Below are 17615 nucleotides of genomic sequence, written 5' to 3'. Positions count from 1 at the left end.
GGGCGCTGAGAGCGCCCCGTCGTCTGTTCAGGAAGATCGCGTCTTCAGCTTGCGACCGTCTCGAGCTTGCCGGTTTCGGCCACGTCCTTCTTCGCGCTCATCTTCTTGTACAGGAAGAAGTAGAGGCGGATGTACTGGCCGACGAGGATAGCGTTGAGGATGGTGCCCTCGCGGATGAACTTGATCTCACCGAGGAAGGCGAGGCCGATCAGCGCCGAGGTGACCAGCAGCGTGCAGTCGAAACCCGTCTTGATGTTGCCCCACTTCCAGCCGGTGCGCTTGAAGATCGTGTTGACGAACATGTCGATGGGCATCAGCACGAGGTTGGCGCGGATCATCAGGAAGAGGCCGAAGGCGAGCGCGGCGTCTGCGAAGACCAGCAGCGCGACACGCAGGGCATATTCCTCCAGCACGATGAACTCGGTGAGCTTGAGGTTGAGGTCGAGAAACACCGCCAGCACGAAGGCCGGGATCAGCGAGGCGAAGTTCTTCAGCTTGAAGTCCTTCGGCAGGACCAGATAGGTCAGGCCGAGCATGATCAGCTCGAGCATGAAATTGTAGGTGCCCTGGCTGAGCGGCGTGTAGACGAGCGTCATGGTGCGCGTCAGGCTGCTCTGTGGCGAGATGCCGACGCCGGCGCGGATGGCGAGGCTGACGCCGAAGGTCAGGATATAGATACCCAGGACGTACATGATCCAGCGCCGGGTCAGGCTGCCGGTATCGACGATTTCGGCTTCCGCCGCATGATGTGCCATGATTTCCTCCCGATGGCATTGCGCGGGGCCACCCGTCACTCCCGGCCTTCCGCAGCATAATTCGTTTCGCGCATGTCCGGGAACTCCACCTCCCGGTCAATACGCTATTTCCGGTCCGGCAGGCGCTGGAGCGCCCGCCGGGTCCTCCACACCGCTCAGTGCATGAGCCTGAACCTGTGGAGGGAGATGAAGAGGGAGAGGAGCTTGTTGACGACGGGCTCGCCCTCGTTGCGGTTGCCGAGGTCCTCCAGCGCCGCATCGATGGAACTGGCCGCCGCCGTCAGCTCCTTCACCGTCATGTTCGCCATGACGCCGTAGATCTCCAGCGGCATAACCGCCTTCTCCTGCTTGTTCTCCGTCACGATGCAGGCGCCCGCATGGCTGTCCACCTGCTTGACGCAGTGGCACATCTCCGCACTGTCCTCGCCCACGATCACGAAGTAGGGCTTCGGCGCAGGCCAGAAGGTCGCAACAGCACCCCGGTCGATCGAAACGCCCTTGAACAGGCCGTTGACGATATGCCGCTTGCCATCCGCATAGCGCTGCACCACCGAAAGCCGGCTGTACTTCACACCGTCCACCTCAGGAACGATCCGGCCGTCCTTCAACGGAACCCAGACCTCCTGGTAGAACTTCGCATGCCCACGGCCATAGACGTCGAACAGATAGACCTTCGCCGACTTGCCGTCTTCCGACACTTCCAGCGGCACGATGTCGAGCTGGTCGGGGGTGAGGTCGGCGAGCCCCGGCACGCCCTTCTTGCACATGCCCGAGTAGTCGATCTCGGCGTTCTTCAGGATCTTGCGATCCTTCGCCACCAGTTCCCCGTCCTTGAACACATAGAGCGGGTTGATCTTCGACAGGCTGTCCGTCAGCACGATATCGGCGAAGCGGCCCGGCGTCAGCGAACCCAGCTTGTCCTCCATATGGAACGACCGCGCCGTGTTCAGCGTCGCCATCTTGATCGCATGGATCGGGTTGATGCCCATCTCCGCGCACAGCGAGATGATCCAGTCCATATGCCCCTGCGTCAGCAGGCGCTCGATGGAGATGTTGTCCGTGCACAGCATGAAATTGTCCGTCGGCCACTTGCGGTCGACGATGGCGCGCAGCAGCACCTTGATCACCTCGGCGCTGCCGACACCGAACTTGATATGGGTCGGGAAGCCGTAGCGGATGCTCTTCTCGATGTCCTTCTCGTTCCAGACGTCGTGGTTGTTCGAGCAGCCGATGGCCGGCAGGTAGTTCAGCACCATGTCGGAGAGCGCGGTCACGCCCCAGTGGCCGTTCATGAAGCCGCCGCGCGCGCGCACCCAGGCGGCCTTGCGGAAGTCGTCGTCATTGCCCGACGAATAGGTGAAGTGTTCGAACTCGCCCAGCCCGATCACCGGCTCCATGTCGAGCACCCGGTTGGTCACCGCCGCCGAGACCTTCTTGCCGGGGGCGAAGGCGTAGAGGCGGTAGGGCAGCTTGTCGTAGTCGCGGAAGAGGTTCTCCGCCGCTTCCACGCCTTCCTCGCCGGCCGCGCTCAGAAGGTCGAGGCATTCGGAATAGATAGTCGTGGTGCCGCAGGGCACCATCGCCTCGGCAAGCGCCGTCGGATGGGCGAGCTGGGATTCGAAATGGATATGGGCGTCGATCAGGCCGGGGATGGCATAGAGCCCCTTGCCGTCGAAGACCTCCTTGACCTTCACCACGCTCTCGTCCGGGTTCAGCGCGACGATGCGCTTGTCGTAGACCAGGATCGAGCCCTGGTAGACCGTCTCGCCGTGCACATCCAGGATGTTCAGGTTCTTCAAAAGAAGATCCGCCTCTCGCTCCCCCTGCAGGATCGCGTAGATCGCACGAACCTTGTCGTAGTGTACCGTTTCTTCAGCATTCATGATTTTTCCTCCGGTCGGCCACAGCGGCGCTTCATGCCCCCGCTCCTCTTGGCGGCGATAGAACGCGATTGAACCGCTTCCGAAAAGCAGTATTTTTCGCGCATATCGTGCGCTTTTCGAGAACGATAAATAACGGGCCGAAACAAAAGTCGTTCCGGCACAATTTCGCGGTTGCTAATCCGTCAGCCACTTAATATGTTGTTAAGTGAGGAGTGATCCATGGACGATTTCGTGGCCGTGACAGCGAAGCAGGGGGCCGTCGGCGACAAGGTGAAGGCCTTCCGCACCGCCCGCCGCATGTCGCTTCGCGCGCTCGGCGAGGCCACGGGCACGACCGCGAGTTTCCTCAGCCAGCTCGAACGCGGCCTCAGCGGCGTCAACACCAGCACGCTGATGCGCATCGCCGAAGCGCTCGGCATCCGCCTCACCGATCTGTTCGACGACGACGAGCCGCCCGTCGGCCGGGTTCTGCGCAAGGCCGAGCGCCCGGCGCTGCCGCCGGCCGAGGGCTATCGCAAGATGCTGCTGTCGCGCCGCCCGATCCGCGACATGGAAGTCTATATCGGCGAATTCGACCCCGGCGGCTCGACGGGCGAGCAGCCCTACAGCCACGGGGATTCGCACGAGCTTTTCTTCGTCGTCCGCGGCACGGTGGAACTGACGCTCGGCGACGAGCGCCATGTGCTGTCGGCCGGCGACAGCATCGAATATCCAAGCTCGGTTCCGCACAAGACCGAAAATACCGGCGCGGAGCCGGCCGAAGTGATCTGGATGATCGCCCCGCCCACCAGCGTGGCGGCCGACCTCGACCAATACCTGCCACGGCCGGGCTCGTAGCCGCGGCAGGAACAACTGGAAGCGAGCGCTACTGGGAGTATCAGCGATGAGGAAATTTGCAGGGGCTCTGGCCCTGACGATGACGTGCGCCCTGGCGTTGCCGGTGCTTGCACAGGAAAAGCCGGTCGCCGGCGCGGTGAAGGAAGGCTCGCTCAAGGGCAAGACGCTGACCTTCGTCTCCTACGGCGGCATCTATCAGGACGGCCAGGTCGCCGCCCTTCAGGAATTCGTCGAGAAATCCGGCGTGACGCTGCTCAACGACGGGCCGACGGAGATCGCCAAGCTGAAGGCGCAGGTCGATGCCGGCAACGTCACCTGGGATGTGGTCGATACCGCCGACCTGCCGCCCTACATCCATTGCGGCACGCTGTTCCAGAAGCTCGACTTCTCCAAGCTGGACGTCTCGAAGATCCCGCCCGGCCAGGTCGGCGAATGCTCGGTCCCGGCGATGAACTACGGCATGATCCTGATGTACAAGAACGACACCTACAAGGACAATCCGCCGAAGAACTGGCAGGACTTCCTCGATGTCGAGAAATTCCCCGGCACCCGCGCCATCGACGGCAGCGGCGACCCGATCGGCGCGCTGATCGAGCAGGGCTTCAAGGCGACGGGCGGCGATCCCAAGGCGATGACGGCCGACGACATCGAGAAGGGCATCCAGAAGCTGCGCGACCTCGGCCCCGACACGATCTACTGGAAGACGGGCGCCGAATCCCAGCAGCTCGCCGAATCCGGCGAAGCCGACATGATCATGATGTGGACCGGCCGCGCCATGACCGCCGTGAAGAACGGCGCCGCCTATACGCCCGTCTGGCAGGACTGGATGGTCGTGATGGATCAGATGACCATTCCGGTCGGCGTCAAGGACACGGATGCGGCCTATGCGCTGCTCAACGCCTATCTCGGCCAGCGCTCGCAGGAAATCCTCACCGAGAAGACCTCCTACACGCCGATCAACCTCGACGCCAAGCCGAAGGTCGACGAGACGACGGCCGCCTTCCTCACCTCGACGCCGGAGCGCATCGCGCAGGGCTACCAGCAGAACATCCCGTTCTGGGTGAAGAACTTCGACCTCGCCAGCGAGAAGTGGAACGCGCTTCTCTCCGGCAACTGAGCCTCTGACGGCCCGCAGGCCCGGCTCCGGCCGGGCCTGCCCTGAACCACGGGAGACGACCTTGACCGCCATGCCCGACCGACCCGCCCTTCTCACCCGGCTGCGCCCGCGCGGTGCGGTCTGGCTCGCCGCGCCGGCCGTGGCGATCCTGCTCCTCGTGCTCGCCTATCCGCTCGCCATCGTCGTGTGGCGCTCCTTCACCGATCCGGCTGTCGGCATCGACAACTATGTCTGGTTCTTCCAGTCCGCCGTGAACCGCACGGTGCTGCAACGAACCTTCATCGTCGCCGGCTGGGTGACGCTCGCCTGCCTCATCTGCGCCTATCCTTACGCCTACGCCATGACCATCGCCGGCCGGAACATGCGCCTCGCGCTCATCCTGTGCGTGCTCGTGCCCTTCTGGCTGAGCGGCGTGGTGCGCACCCTCGCCTGGGTGATCCTGCTGCAGGATTCCGGCGTCATCAATTCCATCCTGCGCGGCCTCGGCCTGTCGCCGGTCAAGCTCATCCGCACGCTGCCCGGCGTCGTCATCGGCATGACGCAGGTGTTGCTACCCTTCATGATCCTGCCGATCTATTCCGTGATGAAGGGCATCGACACACGCCTCCTCCAGGCCGCCCGCAGCCTCGGTGCAAAGCCATGGCGCGCCTTCCTGCAGATTTACGTGCCGCTGTCGCTGCCCGGCGTCTATGCCGGCGCCATCATCGTCTTCATCCTGTCGCTCGGCTTCTACATCACGCCGGCCCTGCTCGGCGGTCCGCGCTCGACCATGCTCTCCTCGCTGGTGCAAAACCAGGTGCTGAGCCTGCTCAACTGGGGCCGTGGCGGGGCGATGGGCGTGGTGCTGCTGGTCGCGACCTTCGTGCTGCTCGCCATGGCCGCCCCGCTGATGCGCCAGAAGCATTCCGCCGCGCGCAGGGAGGCCTGAACCATGCCGTCCTTCCCGCGCGTCCTTCTCGGCCTCTTCTGCCTGCTCGTCGCCGTGCTGCTGCTCGCGCCGACGCTGGTGGTGATCCCGATGTCCTTCAACGGCAACAAGTCGCTCGCCTTCCCGCCGGACGGTTTCTCCTGGCAATGGTACGAGAACTTCCTCACCAATCCGGACTGGACGACGAGCTTCACCAATTCGCTGTTCATCGCGCTCATCGTCGCCGTGGTGGCGACGACGGTCGGCACGCTCGCGGCCTTCGGCGTCACCCGCGCCGCCGCCCGCACCGGCGGATTGCTGCGCGCCCTGCTCATCACGCCCATGGTGGTACCCGGCGTGGTGCTCGCCATCGGCATCTATGCGGTCTATCTCGACACGCATCTCGTCGGCACCGTCACGGGCTTCGTGCTGGCCCACACCATGCTCGCCATCCCCTTCGTGCTGATCGCGGTGCAGGCAAGCCTGGAGGTCTTCGACCGCCGGCTGGAAACGGCCGCCGGCAGCCTTGGCGCGAACCGGCTGACGGTGTTCCGCACGGTCACGCTGCCGCTGATCTTGCCGGGGGTGCTCTCCGGCGCGCTCTTCGCCTTCATCACCTCGTTCGACGAGATCATCGTCGCGCTCTTCATCACCAGCCCCTATCTCAAGACCCTGCCGGTGCAGATCTACACGTCGATCACGCGTGACGCAGACCCGACCGTCGCCGCCGTCGGCACGCTGCTGTTCTTCGCAACGTCGCTCATCATCATTGCCGGCCTGCTCTTCGGCATGCGCCGCGGAAGGACCTGACCATGAACGCTCCCCAACGCTCCGCCGGCGCCGCCATCGAAATCCGCAAGGCCTCCAAGCGCTATGGCGCCTTCACGGCCCTGAACGATATCGACCTGCACATCCGCCCCGGCGAATTCATGACGCTGCTCGGCCCCTCCGGTTCGGGCAAGACGACGACGCTCAACCTCATCGCCGGCTTCACCGACATCAGCTCGGGCACGCTGGAAATCGGCGGCAAGAGCGTGACGGGCCTGCCCTCGCACAAGCGCAATATCGGCGTCGTCTTCCAGCACTACGCGCTCTTCCCGCACATGACCGTCGGCAAGAACGTCGCCTATCCGCTGGCGCTGCGCGGCATCAAGGGAGAGGACCGCGACAAGCGGGTCAGGCGCGCGCTCGACATGGTGAAGATGGCCGATTTCGCCCATCGCTACCCGAACGAGCTTTCCGGCGGCCAGCAGCAACGCGTGGCGCTCGCCCGCGCCCTGGTCTTCGATCCGCCGCTGCTTTTGATGGACGAGCCGCTCGGCGCGCTCGACAAGAAGCTGCGCGAATGGCTGCAACTCGAGATCAAGCGTATCCACCGCGAACTCGGCACCACCTTCGTCTATGTCACCCATGACCAGGAAGAGGCGCTGGTGCTGTCCGACCGCATCGCCGTGTTCAACGGCGGGCGCATCGAGCAGATCGGCACCGGACGCGAGCTTTACGACAACCCGGCAACGCTCTTCGTCGGCCGCTTCATCGGCGAATCCACCGTTCTGCGCGGCGCAGCGGAGGCGGCCGGTGACGACACGGTGATGACCGTCGGCGACCAGAAGGTCCTCGCCCATGGCCGCCTTGCCGGCGATGCCCGCCCGGTCATCCTGCTCAGGCCCGAGCGCGTGGCGCTGAAGCGGCCCGGCGCGGACACGGTTGCCGGCGAGAACCGCCTGACGGGCACCGTCGCCGAGGCGATCTATCTCGGCTCCGGCTCGAAATACGAGATCAGGCTGCGGGACGGCACTGTCGCCGTGGTGCGCAGCCCGCTCGGCGCGGCCGATTTCTCCATCGGCGAGACCGTCGACCTGGCCTTCACGCCCGCCGATCTCACCCTTCTTCCCGACGACGCCAGCGCCGATGTGACGCTGACCTGAACCGAAAGCCTCTTCCATGGACGTCAAGACCAACGGCAACATCTCCTTCTGGTACGCCGATATCGGCGGCATTCCGCAAAAGCGCCCCGCCCTTCCCGGCGACCGGAACGCCGATGTCTGCATCATCGGCGCGGGCTATACGGGCCTTTGGACCGCCTATTATCTGAAGAAGGCCAATCCGGCGCTCGACATCGTCGTCGTCGAGCGGGAATTCGCCGGCTTCGGCGCATCCGGGCGCAATGGCGGCTGGCTTTCGGGCGGCTTCGGCTGGTCGCGGGAAAAATACCTCAAGTCCTCCAGCCGCGAGGCGGTCGTCGGCATGCAGCGCGCCATGGCCGGCACGGTGGACGAGGTGATCCGCGTCACCGAGGCCGAGGGCATCGACGCCGACATCATCCGCGCCGACAACATCACCGTCGCCACCAACCAGCCGCAGCTCGACCGCGCCCGCGAGGAGTACCAGTTCTATCTCGACTGGCAGATGCCGGCCGAGCGCATCGAGCTGCTGTCCGCCGAAGACGCCGCGAAGCGCATCCGCATCGCCGACATCAAGGGCGCCTTCGTCATCCGCGACACCGCGCGCGTGCAGCCGGCCAAGCTGGTGCGGGGTCTTGCACGCGTGGTGGAAGGTCTCGGCGTGGCGATCTTCGAAGGCACGTCCGTGACGGGCTTCGAGAAGGGCCGCGTGACGACCGACCGCGGCACCGTGCGCGCGCCCGTCATCATCCGCGCGACGGAAGGTTTTACGGCCGGATTCCCCGGCGAGGAGCGCACCTGGCTGCCGCTCAACAGCGCGCAGATCGTCACCGAGCCGCTTCCCGCCGCGCTCTGGGAGGAGATCGGCTGGCAGGGCCATGAACTGCTGGGCGATGCGGCGCACGCCTATTGCTACGCCCAGCGCACCCGCGAGGGCCGCATCACCATGGGCGGGCGCGGCGTGCCCTACCGCTTCGGCTCGAAGACCGATGTCAACGGCCAGACGCAGCAGGCGACCATCGATGCGCTGCACGCGATCCTCACGCGCCTCCTGCCGCAGACGAAATCGCTCAAGATCGACCATGCGTGGTGCGGTGTGCTCGGCGTGCCGCGCGACTGGTGCACGACGGCCGGCTTCGACCGGGCGACGGGCATCGGCTGGGCCGGCGGCTATGTCGGCCTCGGCGTCTCCTCCTCCAATCTCGCCGGCCGCACGCTTACCGATCTCGTGCTCGGTCGCGACACCGAGCTGACCCGCCTTCCCTGGGTCAACCGCACGGTGCGCAAATGGGAGCCGGAGCCGTTCCGCTGGCTCGGCGTCCATTCCATGTACCAGCTCTACCGCATCGCCGACGAACGCGAATTCGCCGGCCTGCCGCACACCTCCAAGCTCGCGGCCATCGCCGACAGCATCACCGGCCATTGATATCCAGGGGACAGAACCATGATCCATGTCGACAATTTCGGCGAGCTTATCAGCCGTGACATCGGCGCCTTCGCGCCCAAGCCCACCTCCATCGAGGGCGACCAGCAGGAGGCGGCGACCGTGCTGTGGACCAGCCCGGACGGCAAGATGGAAACCGGCATCTGGGAATGCACGCCCGGCCGCTTCACCGCCGATCGCACGAAGATCGCCGAAATCTGCCACCTGCTCACCGGCCGCGTGACGCTACACAACGGCGACGGCACGAGCCGGGACATCGGCGCGGGCGAGATGTTCGTGCTGCCGCATGGCTGGCGTGGCGAGTGGACGATCCACGAGCGCACCCGCAAGATCTACACCATGGTTGCCGGCGGCGTCTGACGCCGGCTTAGGACCAATCGACATTCGGTCCATGCCGGCCTGCAAACGGCACTTTCCCGGGCTTCCGGTGCTCACGTACCGAAAGTACGCTGTGCTCCGGATCCCGCAAAAGCACCATTTTCGGCTCAGCCTGAACTGAATGTCGACTGGTCCTAGCGGGCCGGCCACACGGCCCGCGTGCAAGTCCGACAGGCGGGAACACACCTACAGGCTCAGGCAAGCTCACATCTGTATCGAGCAAGCTGCCAGACTATGGATTTGTGTGTTCATCCGTTTGTTTTTTCCAGGACTTTGCCCATGACGTCGATCGTTTCCACGCTCAGCCCCAGCCAGATCCGGCAGCTCTCGACGGATGCGATCAGGGCCTGGTCGACGGAAGACGTGGCCTCGCTTTCGTCGAGCCAGATCGGCGCCTTCTCCTCCCGGCAGATCGCCGCGCTGGAGGCGCAGGATATCGAAATCCTCAGCGCCAGCCAGATTCGCGCCATTTCGCAAAGCGCTATCGTCGGCCTGTCGCTCGACCAGATCGGGGCGCTCAACCGGAGCACGACGGGCCAGATCGAAGGCCTGACCTCCGGGCAGATCGCCGCGCTGACCACCAAGCAGATCAACACGCTCTCCTCCGCCCAGGCCGAGGCGCTGACGGCCTCGCAGGTCCAGGCGCTGAGCGCGGCCCAGCTTGCCGCCCTCGATATCGAGGACCTCCAGACCTTCTCGGCCGAGGACATGGCGGCGATCAGCTACAAGGGCGTGCAGGGGCTCGGCAACGAAGCGCTCGCGGCCCTTTCCAGCGAGCAGTTCGCGGCAATGAGCCCGCTCGCCATTGCCGGCCTCACCGCCACTCAGGTCGCCGGCCTCACCTCGGACCAGATCCAGGCGCTCACCACCGCCCAGGTCGCGCTGCTCAAGCCCGCCCAGATTTCCGCGCTCAGCGACGAGGCCGTCATGGCCTTTTCGACAGGGCAGATCGCCGCGCTCAGCACCAGTGCGATCACGGGCCTGCTGCCACGGCAGATCGTTGCCCTCGAGGACGAGCAGATCGAGGCTCTGACGGCCGCCCAGTCCAGGGCGCTCAGCGCCCCGCAGCTCGCGGCTATGAGCGCGGACGATATCGCCCTCTTCTCGCTCGACGAGCTGACCGCGTTTTCCGCAAAGGCCATACCCGGTCTCGGCACGGAGACGATCGCCAGCCTCACCGTCGAGCAGCTCGGGGCGATCAGCCTGCAGGCGCTGCCCGGCCTGACCATCGCCCAGATGAACGCGCTCAGCCCCGAGCAGATCGCCAGCCTGAAGCCCGCGCAGCTCGCCGTTCTCACCGCCGCACAGGTTTCCACCTTCGGCACCGACGATATCGCCGAGCTTTCCAGCGACAGCATCGCCGCCCTTTCGGTCGCCGGCATCAAGGGGCTGGGCACCGCCGCCATCGCCGCCCTGTCCGACGAGCAGGCCGGCGCCCTGAAGCCGGGCCAGATCGCCGCGCTCGACGCTCGGCAGGTCGCCGCCCTCAGCACCGACACGATCGAACTGCTGTCCAGCAGCCAGATCGCCGCGCTCGCCAGCACCGCCGTCAAGGGGCTGACCTCGGCGCAGATCGACGCGCTGACGCCCAGCCAGATCGAAGCCTTCTCGCAGACACAGCTCAGGGGCTTCACCGCCCAGCAGATCGGCGCATTCGACGAGGACGACGTCGCGGCGATGACGCCCGCGAAGATCGCGGCGCTTTCGGCCAACGCGCTCTCGGGCCTCACCACCGACGCGATTTCGGGCATGACCACGGCGCAGATCGCCGCGCTCAGCGTCGGCGCGATCGCCGGGCTGACGCCGGCGCAGATCGCGTCGATGAGCGAGGAACAGATCGAGGCGTTCACGCCGCTCCAGACGCGCGCGCTGACGGCCAAGCAGATCGCCGCCATCGACCCCGAAGCGCTGAAGCGCTTCTCCAAGGCGGATATCGGCGCGATCCAGACCGCCGCGCTGTCGGGCCTTAGCTCCGACGCGATGGCCGCGCTCTCCACCGACCAGATCCTCGCCCTCAGCGTCGTCCAGATCGCCGCCCTCAAGTCCACGCAGATCGCAGCCCTCGACGCCGAACAAGTCGAGGCCTTCACACCCACCCAGGTCAAAGCCCTCAGCGCCGTGCATCTCGCCGCGCTGTCGGGCGAGGCGCTCGCGACCTTCTCCACCGCCGATATCGCCGCTCTCACCGCCAAGGCCATCGTCGGCATCCGCAGCGACGCCATCGCGGAGCTTTCCTCCGAGCAGATCGCCGCCATCGCCACGGCCGCGCTTTCCGGCCTCGGCGCAGCGCAGATCCGCGCGATGAGCCCGGAGCAGATCGAGGCGCTGTCGCTCAAGCAGATCGCCGCGCTCACCTCCGTGCAGCTTTCGGCCATGAACTCCGACGCGCTCTCGGAATTCTCCACCGCGCATATCGCCGCCCTCAGCAGCAGGGCCGTCGCGGGCCTGCCCACCGCCGTCATCGCCGCGCTGACGCCAGACCAGATCGCCGCGCTCAGCCCGAGCGTGATCGCCGGCCTCTCCACCAGCCAGATCGACGTGCTCGGCACCGACCAGATCGAGGCGCTGACGCCGGGCCAGGTCCGCGTCATGAACGCCCGGCAGCTTCTCGCCCTCGGGCCGGAGGGCATCGCCACCTTCTCCACCGACGATCTCGCCGCAATCAGCACCCAGGCCATGGCAGGCCTCGACAGCCTTTCCCTGTCCGAGCTTTCGCCCGACCAGATCGCCGCCTTCACCAGCACGCAGATCCGCAGCCTCACACCCATGCAGATCGCCTCGCTGGATCCGGACTTCCTCGCCTCGCTGACGACGGCGCAGATTGCAGCCATCGGCGCGACCAGCATCGGCGGCATGACGCCGGACCAGATCGAGGCGCTGTCTACCGCGCAGGTCGAGGCGCTGACGCCCGGGCAGATTTCGGCGCTTTCCTCCACCCAGCTCGCCGCCCTCAGCGCGGCCGACCTTGCGACCTTCTCGACGGCGGATGTCGCCGCAATCGGCAACCGGGCCGTCAAGGGCATCAGCGGCGATGCGCTCGCCGGGCTGTCGCCGACCCAGACCACGGCGCTCAACCGCGCCGCGCTGGCCGCCATGACGGCCGACCAGATCGAAGCGCTGTCCACGGCGCAGATCGCCGCGCTCACCACCGCACAGATCGCCGCCCTCACCTCCGCGCAGATCGCCGGCCTCGAGGCGCGCGACATGCCCGCCCTTTCCACCGCGCAGATCGCCGCGCTGAACAAGGGGGCGGTTTCCGGCCTCTCGCCGCATCTCTTCGCCTCCCTCACGTCGGATCAGATCGCTGCGCTTGCCACCGGCAGCTTCGCCGGGCTGACGCCGAGCCAGATCGAGGCGCTGAGTTCGCTGCAGGTCAGCCAGCTCTCCGCCGCCCAGCTCAAGGCCCTGACGGGGACACAGGCCGCCGCGCTCGACGACGACCTCAAGGCTCTTTCCCCCGCGCAGATCGGCAGTCTCAGCCCGTCGGCGGTCAGCGGGCTGCGCACAGACCAGATCGGCCTCCTCACCCCGGACCAGCTCGCCGCCATGACGACGCTTCAGGTGGCGGCCCTCTCGTCCAAGCAGGTCGCCGCCCTCAAGGCGAGCGATGTCGCGGGGCTGACAACGCAGCAGATCGCCGCGCTCAGCGCCTCCGGCATCGCCGGCCTCACCTCCGGCCAGATCGCCGCCCTCGGCACAGGCCAGATCGCAGCGCTCAGCGTCCGCCAGATGGGCGCAATCACCTCCGGCCAGATTCCCGCCTTCGGCACGGACAAGATCGCCGCGCTGACGGCCGCGCAGATCGCCGCGCTGAATGCCGGCAGCATCGCCGGCTTCACCTCGCAGCAGCTTGGCGCACTCACCACCAGCCAGGCCGAGGCGCTGACCAGCGTGCAGGTCGGCGCGCTGAAATCCGAACAGATCGCCGAACTTGGCGCCGACGACATCGCGACCTTCACGGCGCGGGACATGGCGATGATCACCTCGGAGGCCATCCGCGGCCTGTCGCCGGCCGTCATCGCCGCCCTCACCACGTCCCAGATCGCCGCCCTGAACCCGGCGGCGGTCGGCGCGATGACCACCCAGCAGATCGCGGCCCTCAGCACCGCGCAGGCCGAAGCGCTCAACGCCGGCCAGATCGCAGCCCTCACCTCCGGCCAGGTCGCCGCCCTCGGCCCGGACGACCTTGCGACCTTCTCCCTTTCCGAGATGGGCGCCATCACCTCCGGCGCGATAGCGGGCCTGACGAGCGACACCATCACCGCGCTCACGACCGCCCAGATCGCACGGCTCAGCTCTGCCGGCGTCAGCGGACTGACCTCGGGCCAGATCGCCACGCTCAGCACCGCGCAGGCCGAGGCGCTGACGAGCGCCCAGATCGGCGCATTGAGCGCCGCGCAGATCGCCGCCTTCTCGAGCGGCGATATCGCCACCTTCGCCCCGCGCGAAATCGCCGCCATCCGCGCGGACGCCATCACGGGCCTGTCGACGGCGACGGTCGCATCGCTCTCGACGGCGCAGATCGCGGCGCTCAGCACCGCCGCCATCAACGGCATGGAGCCACGGCAGGTCGCGGCCTTCACCAGCGAGCAGATCGATTCCCTGAAACCGGAGCAGATGCGCGCGCTCAATGCGCGCCAGATCGCCATTCTCGGACCGGACTATATCGCGACGCTCTCGCCCGAGCAGGTCGCCGCCCTCAGCGCCGCCACCATCGGCGCGCTCTCGCCCGAGCAGGTCGCCGCCTTCACCAGCGCCCAGGCCGAGGCCCTGACGCCGACGCAGGTCGCGGCCCTCGGCTCGCGCCAGATCGCCGCCCTCGACGCTGGCGGGATCGCCACCTTCTCCACCGCCGACATGGCCGCAATCGGCGCCGCCGCCGTGCCGGGCCTGACCTCCGCCATGCTCGCCGCGCTGACGACCGCGCAGGTCGCATCCCTCGGCGCGGCCAGCATTTCCGGCATGACGAGCGACCAGGTCGCCACCCTTTCCTCCGCCCAGGTCGGCGCGCTCACAACGACGCAGCTCGCCGCCCTCGGCTCCCGGCAGGTCGCGGCCCTCGGCACCGAGGATATCGCGGCGCTTTCCCCCGCGCAGATCGCAGCGCTCGGCTCTGCGGGCGTTTCCGGCCTTACCGGCGCGCAGATCGGCGCCCTGACGGCCGCGCAGGCCGAAGCGCTCAGCAGCACGCAGATCGCAGCGCTCAATTCCACGCAGATCGCGGCGCTCAGCGCCGAAAATCTCGAAACCTTCACCACCGCGGAAATCGCCGCGATCAGTTCGCGCGCCCTTGCCGGGCTTCCGACGGCGGCCATCGCCGCCTTCACGCCGGGCCAGATCGCCGCGATCAACGCCGCCGGCCTTACCGGCGCGCAGATCGACGCGCTGAGCAGCACCCAGTTCGAGGCCCTGACGACGCTCCAGATGGCCGCATTCGGCTCCGCGCAGATCGCAGCGCTCGGCACGGACGATATCGCGGCGCTGTCGCCCCGGCAGATCGCGGCGCTCAGCACGGACGGTGTCCATGCGCTCGGCACCGATCAGGTCGCAGCCCTCAGCACCGCGCAGGCCGAGGCCCTGACCCCGGCGCAGGTCGGCGCGCTCTCCTCGCGGCAGATCGCGGCGCTCAGCGCCGACGACCTCGCCCTGTTCTCGATCGCCGATATCGCGGCCATCGGATCGCGGGCCGTGACGGGCCTGACGACCGGCATGATCGCCTCGCTGACCACCGCGCAGATCGCCGCCCTCAGCACGGCCGGCATTTCCGGCCTGTCGAGCGAGCAGATCACCGCGCTCAGCGCCGATCAGGTCGAAGCCCTGACCGCAACGCAGATCGGCGCCCTCACCTCCCGCCAGATGGCGGCCTTCGACGCGGCCGACATCGCGCTGTTCTCGCCTGCCGACATCGCGGCCATCGGCTCGGTCGCCATGCCCGGCCTTTCGGAAACGATCCTTGCCGGCTTCTCGCCCGAGCAGCTCGAGGCGCTCAGCCCCTCGGGCATCGGCGGCATGACGACGGGGCAGATCGCGGCGCTCGCGCCGGGCCAGATCGCCTCCTTCTCGACCGCGCAGGTGAATGCGCTCTCCTCAAAGCAGGTGGCGGCGCTCGCGGTCGCCGACATCGCGGCCCTGACACCCCGCCAGATCGCCGCGCTCAGCGCAAGCGGCCTTGCCGGCCTCACCGGCACGCAGGCCGCCGGCCTCACCTTCGAACAGGCCGAAGCCCTCGGCACCGGCCAGATCGCCGCGCTCACCGCCGCCGCAATCGGCGGCTTCTCCAGCGAGGCGCTCGACACTTTCTCGAAGGACAAGCTCGCAGCCATCGCCCCGGCCGCCATCAAGGGCCTGCCGGCGAGCTATGTCGCAACGCTGACGGTGGCCGAGATCGCCGCCCTCGGCACGGGCGCCATCGCCGGCCTCAGCAGCGCCCAGGTCGCCGCGCTCTCGACCGAACAGGTCGAAGCCCTGTCGCTCGCCCAGATATCCGCCCTGACCATACCGGGCACGTCGGGCCTTTCGACCGCGCAGATGCAGACGATCTCCACCGCCGAGCTTGCCGCCATGAGCGCGACGGCCATCAAGGGGCTTTCGTCATCCGTCATCGGCACTCTGCCGACCGAAAGCGTCGCCGCCCTGACAAAGGACCAGTTGGCCGCCCTCACCTATGGACAGATGGGCGCCATGAGCGTCTCGCAGGTCGCCGCGCTCTCGACCGGGCAGGTCGGCGCGCTGACGGCGACCCAGGCCGCGGCGCTCGGGGCCGACGACCTCGGCGCCTTCTCGGTGGAGCATATCCTCGCGCTCAGCCCGAACGCCATCGGCGGTCTCGGCACCGCCGCCCTTGCCGGGCTGACCAACGAACAGGCCAACGCCTTCACGCCGAGCCAGCTTGCGGCCATGACCTCGTCGCAGATCGCGGCCCTGCCGCGCGGTCCGGGCGTATCGGGCTTCGCCTTCAGCCTGACGGGAGCGGGCGACGGCGCTGCCGCAGGCGACACGGAGATCGTGACGGAGGAGCCGCCGGCCGCCAGCGACCCGCAGTCCGATATCGCCGCGCTGATTTCGTCCTATCTCGAAATCTGACCGTAGAGGAGGCGGGCCTGCGGGCCTTCCTCCGGCAGGGGCCAGTCCTCGCCGGATATAGCCGGCGGATCGCAGATCACCAGCCGCCCGGACGCCGGATCGTCCGGCGGTGAAACGTCGCCGGGCGCGGTCTCCACGCGGTTGCGGCCGTTTTCCTTGGCGCGGTAGAGCGCATCGTCCGCCCGGCGCAGCACGCTGTCATAGTCCGCATCGCCGGCGATGCGGACGGCAAGGCCCGCCGAGATGGTCAGCCCGACCCTGCGGCCATCGACGGAAAAATCGCTCTGTTCGACGGCGAGGCGCATGCGCTCGGCAATCGCAAGCGCATCATCCGGAGCAAGCACCCGCAGCAGCACGACGAATTCCTCGCCGCCCGTGCGGGCGATGATGTCCGTCGGGCGCAATTGCCCACTCAGCCGGTTGGCGACGTGGATCAGCGCGCGGTCGCCGGTGTCGTGCCCATAGCTGTCGTTGACCGCCTTGAACTTGTCGACGTCGAAGACCGCGACGGCGAACTCGCCGCCTCCGGCCCGCGCCTCGACGAAGGCGTCGGCCCCTGCCTTGGCAAGGCTGCGCCGGTTGGGAAGGCCCGTCAGGTAGTCGGTCGCCGCGGCGCGCTCCAGCCCGCGCCGCAGGCGGTCCGAGCACATCAGCAGAAAGGCCGTCGTGCCCATGACCGGCAGCAGCGTCATCAGGAGGGCCGACAGCACGTTCAGCCAGTTGCCGCCGGCCTCGACGGCGAAGTCCGCGGGCGGCGCGGCGAGGAGATAGAAACCGCAGCGCGCAACGGCATAGAGGCCGACCACGGCGAACATCGCGCCAAGGATCGAGCGCGCAAGGGAAGGATTTCCGCGCGACGGATCGGCAAGGTCCTTCACGCACACCAGCATCAGGCCGGCCCAGACGATGGAAACGATGACCATGCGGGCGGAAAAGCTGGGCATGACGGCCGAGAACCAGGCCACCGCACCCGAAGCCACCAGAGCCGGCAGGAAGAACCAGGCCTTGATCTCCAGCCGCAGGAACAGGCGGATCGCCACGAGATAGACCGTCAGACCGAAGGCGAAGGCCATATTGGCGGCCGATAGCATCAGCGGGCGCGGCAGCGGCCCGCCGAAGGCGAACACGACGCAGCCGAACGCGATCAGCAACGTGCCGAGGCACCAGTGGATGGCGGCGGGCCGCAGGCTCGCCGGCAGTTCCCGGCCCATGGCCGTCAGGATGGCGCCGTTGGCAAGCACCATCACGGAAGCCGTCGTGAATATGGTCTGCGCATCCATCGCCAACGCGATCTCCCCATCCTGCGG

At 67.3% G+C, this 17615-nt stretch carries 11 protein-coding genes; 8 read left to right on the top strand and 3 right to left on the bottom strand.

From position 1 onward, the window contains the following. Positions 1-44: 44 nt before the first annotated feature. Together K8M09_RS19860 and K8M09_RS19855 are read right to left on the bottom strand one after the other, a co-directional pair. A complete protein-coding gene (locus K8M09_RS19860; protein WP_160785825.1) occupies positions 45-755 on the bottom strand; it encodes a YczE/YyaS/YitT family protein in 711 nt (236 codons plus the stop codon). A gap of 155 nt (positions 756-910) precedes the next feature. Beyond that, entirely contained in the window at positions 911-2638 is a 1728-nt protein-coding gene (locus K8M09_RS19855) for an amidohydrolase family protein (RefSeq protein WP_160785826.1), read from the bottom strand. A 219-nt stretch (positions 2639-2857) separates the two neighbouring features. Between K8M09_RS19855 and K8M09_RS19850 the strand changes: the two genes are divergently transcribed. The 8 genes from K8M09_RS19850 (at position 2858) to K8M09_RS23675 (ending at position 16308) form a co-directional block, all read left to right on the top strand. Beyond that, positions 2858-3475: a helix-turn-helix domain-containing protein gene (locus K8M09_RS19850; RefSeq protein ID WP_160785827.1), complete on the top strand. Its 618-nt coding sequence runs from the start codon at positions 2858-2860 to the stop codon at positions 3473-3475. A 46-nt stretch (positions 3476-3521) separates the two neighbouring features. Next, a complete protein-coding gene (locus K8M09_RS19845; protein ID WP_160785828.1) occupies positions 3522-4592 on the top strand; it encodes an extracellular solute-binding protein in 1071 nt (356 codons plus the stop codon). Positions 4593-4662: 70 nt separating this feature from the next. Continuing rightward, positions 4663-5520: an ABC transporter permease gene (locus tag K8M09_RS19840; RefSeq protein WP_160785921.1), complete on the top strand. Its 858-nt coding sequence runs from the start codon at positions 4663-4665 to the stop codon at positions 5518-5520. A gap of 3 nt (positions 5521-5523) precedes the next feature. Next, on the top strand, positions 5524-6309 hold the full coding sequence (locus tag K8M09_RS19835) for an ABC transporter permease (RefSeq protein ID WP_160785829.1): 786 nt from the start codon (positions 5524-5526) through the stop codon (positions 6307-6309). A 2-nt stretch (positions 6310-6311) separates the two neighbouring features. Next, positions 6312-7427, top strand: coding sequence for an ABC transporter ATP-binding protein (locus K8M09_RS19830; RefSeq protein WP_160785830.1), 1116 nt, complete (start codon positions 6312-6314; stop codon positions 7425-7427). A 16-nt stretch (positions 7428-7443) separates the two neighbouring features. Beyond that, positions 7444-8829 (top strand): NAD(P)/FAD-dependent oxidoreductase, encoded by a 1386-nt coding sequence (locus K8M09_RS19825; RefSeq protein ID WP_160785831.1) that lies wholly within the window; start codon positions 7444-7446, stop codon positions 8827-8829. Between the two features lie 18 nt (positions 8830-8847). Next, positions 8848-9207 (top strand): cupin domain-containing protein, encoded by a 360-nt coding sequence (locus tag K8M09_RS19820; protein WP_160785832.1) that lies wholly within the window; start codon positions 8848-8850, stop codon positions 9205-9207. 297 nt (positions 9208-9504) lie between these two features. After that, complete coding sequence (locus K8M09_RS23675; RefSeq protein WP_160785833.1) at positions 9505-16308, top strand: hypothetical protein; 6804 nt, start codon at positions 9505-9507, stop codon at positions 16306-16308. On the opposite strand, the gene K8M09_RS19805 is transcribed toward K8M09_RS23675, so the two are convergent. Next, on the bottom strand, positions 16293-17588 hold the full coding sequence (locus K8M09_RS19805) for a GGDEF domain-containing protein (RefSeq protein WP_160785834.1): 1296 nt from the start codon (positions 17586-17588) through the stop codon (positions 16293-16295). The two genes, K8M09_RS23675 and K8M09_RS19805, sit on opposite strands and share 16 nt — an antisense overlap. Positions 17589-17615: the final 27 nt, after the last annotated feature.

This window comes from Shinella zoogloeoides, from assembly GCF_020883495.1.
Lineage (GTDB): Bacteria > Pseudomonadota > Alphaproteobacteria > Rhizobiales > Rhizobiaceae > Shinella > Shinella zoogloeoides.
This window is presented reverse-complemented; position numbering and strand designations above follow the sequence as displayed.

Coding starts and splice junctions, on each gene's coding strand:
- K8M09_RS23675 (WP_160785833.1), top strand. CDS start 9,505: ATGACGTCGATCGTTTCCACGCTCAGCCCCAGCCAGATCCGGCAGCTC.
- K8M09_RS19855 (WP_160785826.1), bottom strand. CDS start 2,638: ATGAATGCTGAAGAAACGGTACACTACGACAAGGTTCGTGCGATCTAC.
- K8M09_RS19835 (WP_160785829.1), top strand. CDS start 5,524: ATGCCGTCCTTCCCGCGCGTCCTTCTCGGCCTCTTCTGCCTGCTCGTC.
- K8M09_RS19825 (WP_160785831.1), top strand. CDS start 7,444: ATGGACGTCAAGACCAACGGCAACATCTCCTTCTGGTACGCCGATATC.
- K8M09_RS19805 (WP_160785834.1), bottom strand. CDS start 17,588: ATGGATGCGCAGACCATATTCACGACGGCTTCCGTGATGGTGCTTGCC.
- K8M09_RS19860 (WP_160785825.1), bottom strand. CDS start 755: ATGGCACATCATGCGGCGGAAGCCGAAATCGTCGATACCGGCAGCCTG.
- K8M09_RS19845 (WP_160785828.1), top strand. CDS start 3,522: ATGAGGAAATTTGCAGGGGCTCTGGCCCTGACGATGACGTGCGCCCTG.
- K8M09_RS19820 (WP_160785832.1), top strand. CDS start 8,848: ATGATCCATGTCGACAATTTCGGCGAGCTTATCAGCCGTGACATCGGC.
- K8M09_RS19830 (WP_160785830.1), top strand. CDS start 6,312: ATGAACGCTCCCCAACGCTCCGCCGGCGCCGCCATCGAAATCCGCAAG.
- K8M09_RS19850 (WP_160785827.1), top strand. CDS start 2,858: ATGGACGATTTCGTGGCCGTGACAGCGAAGCAGGGGGCCGTCGGCGAC.
- K8M09_RS19840 (WP_160785921.1), top strand. CDS start 4,663: ATGCCCGACCGACCCGCCCTTCTCACCCGGCTGCGCCCGCGCGGTGCG.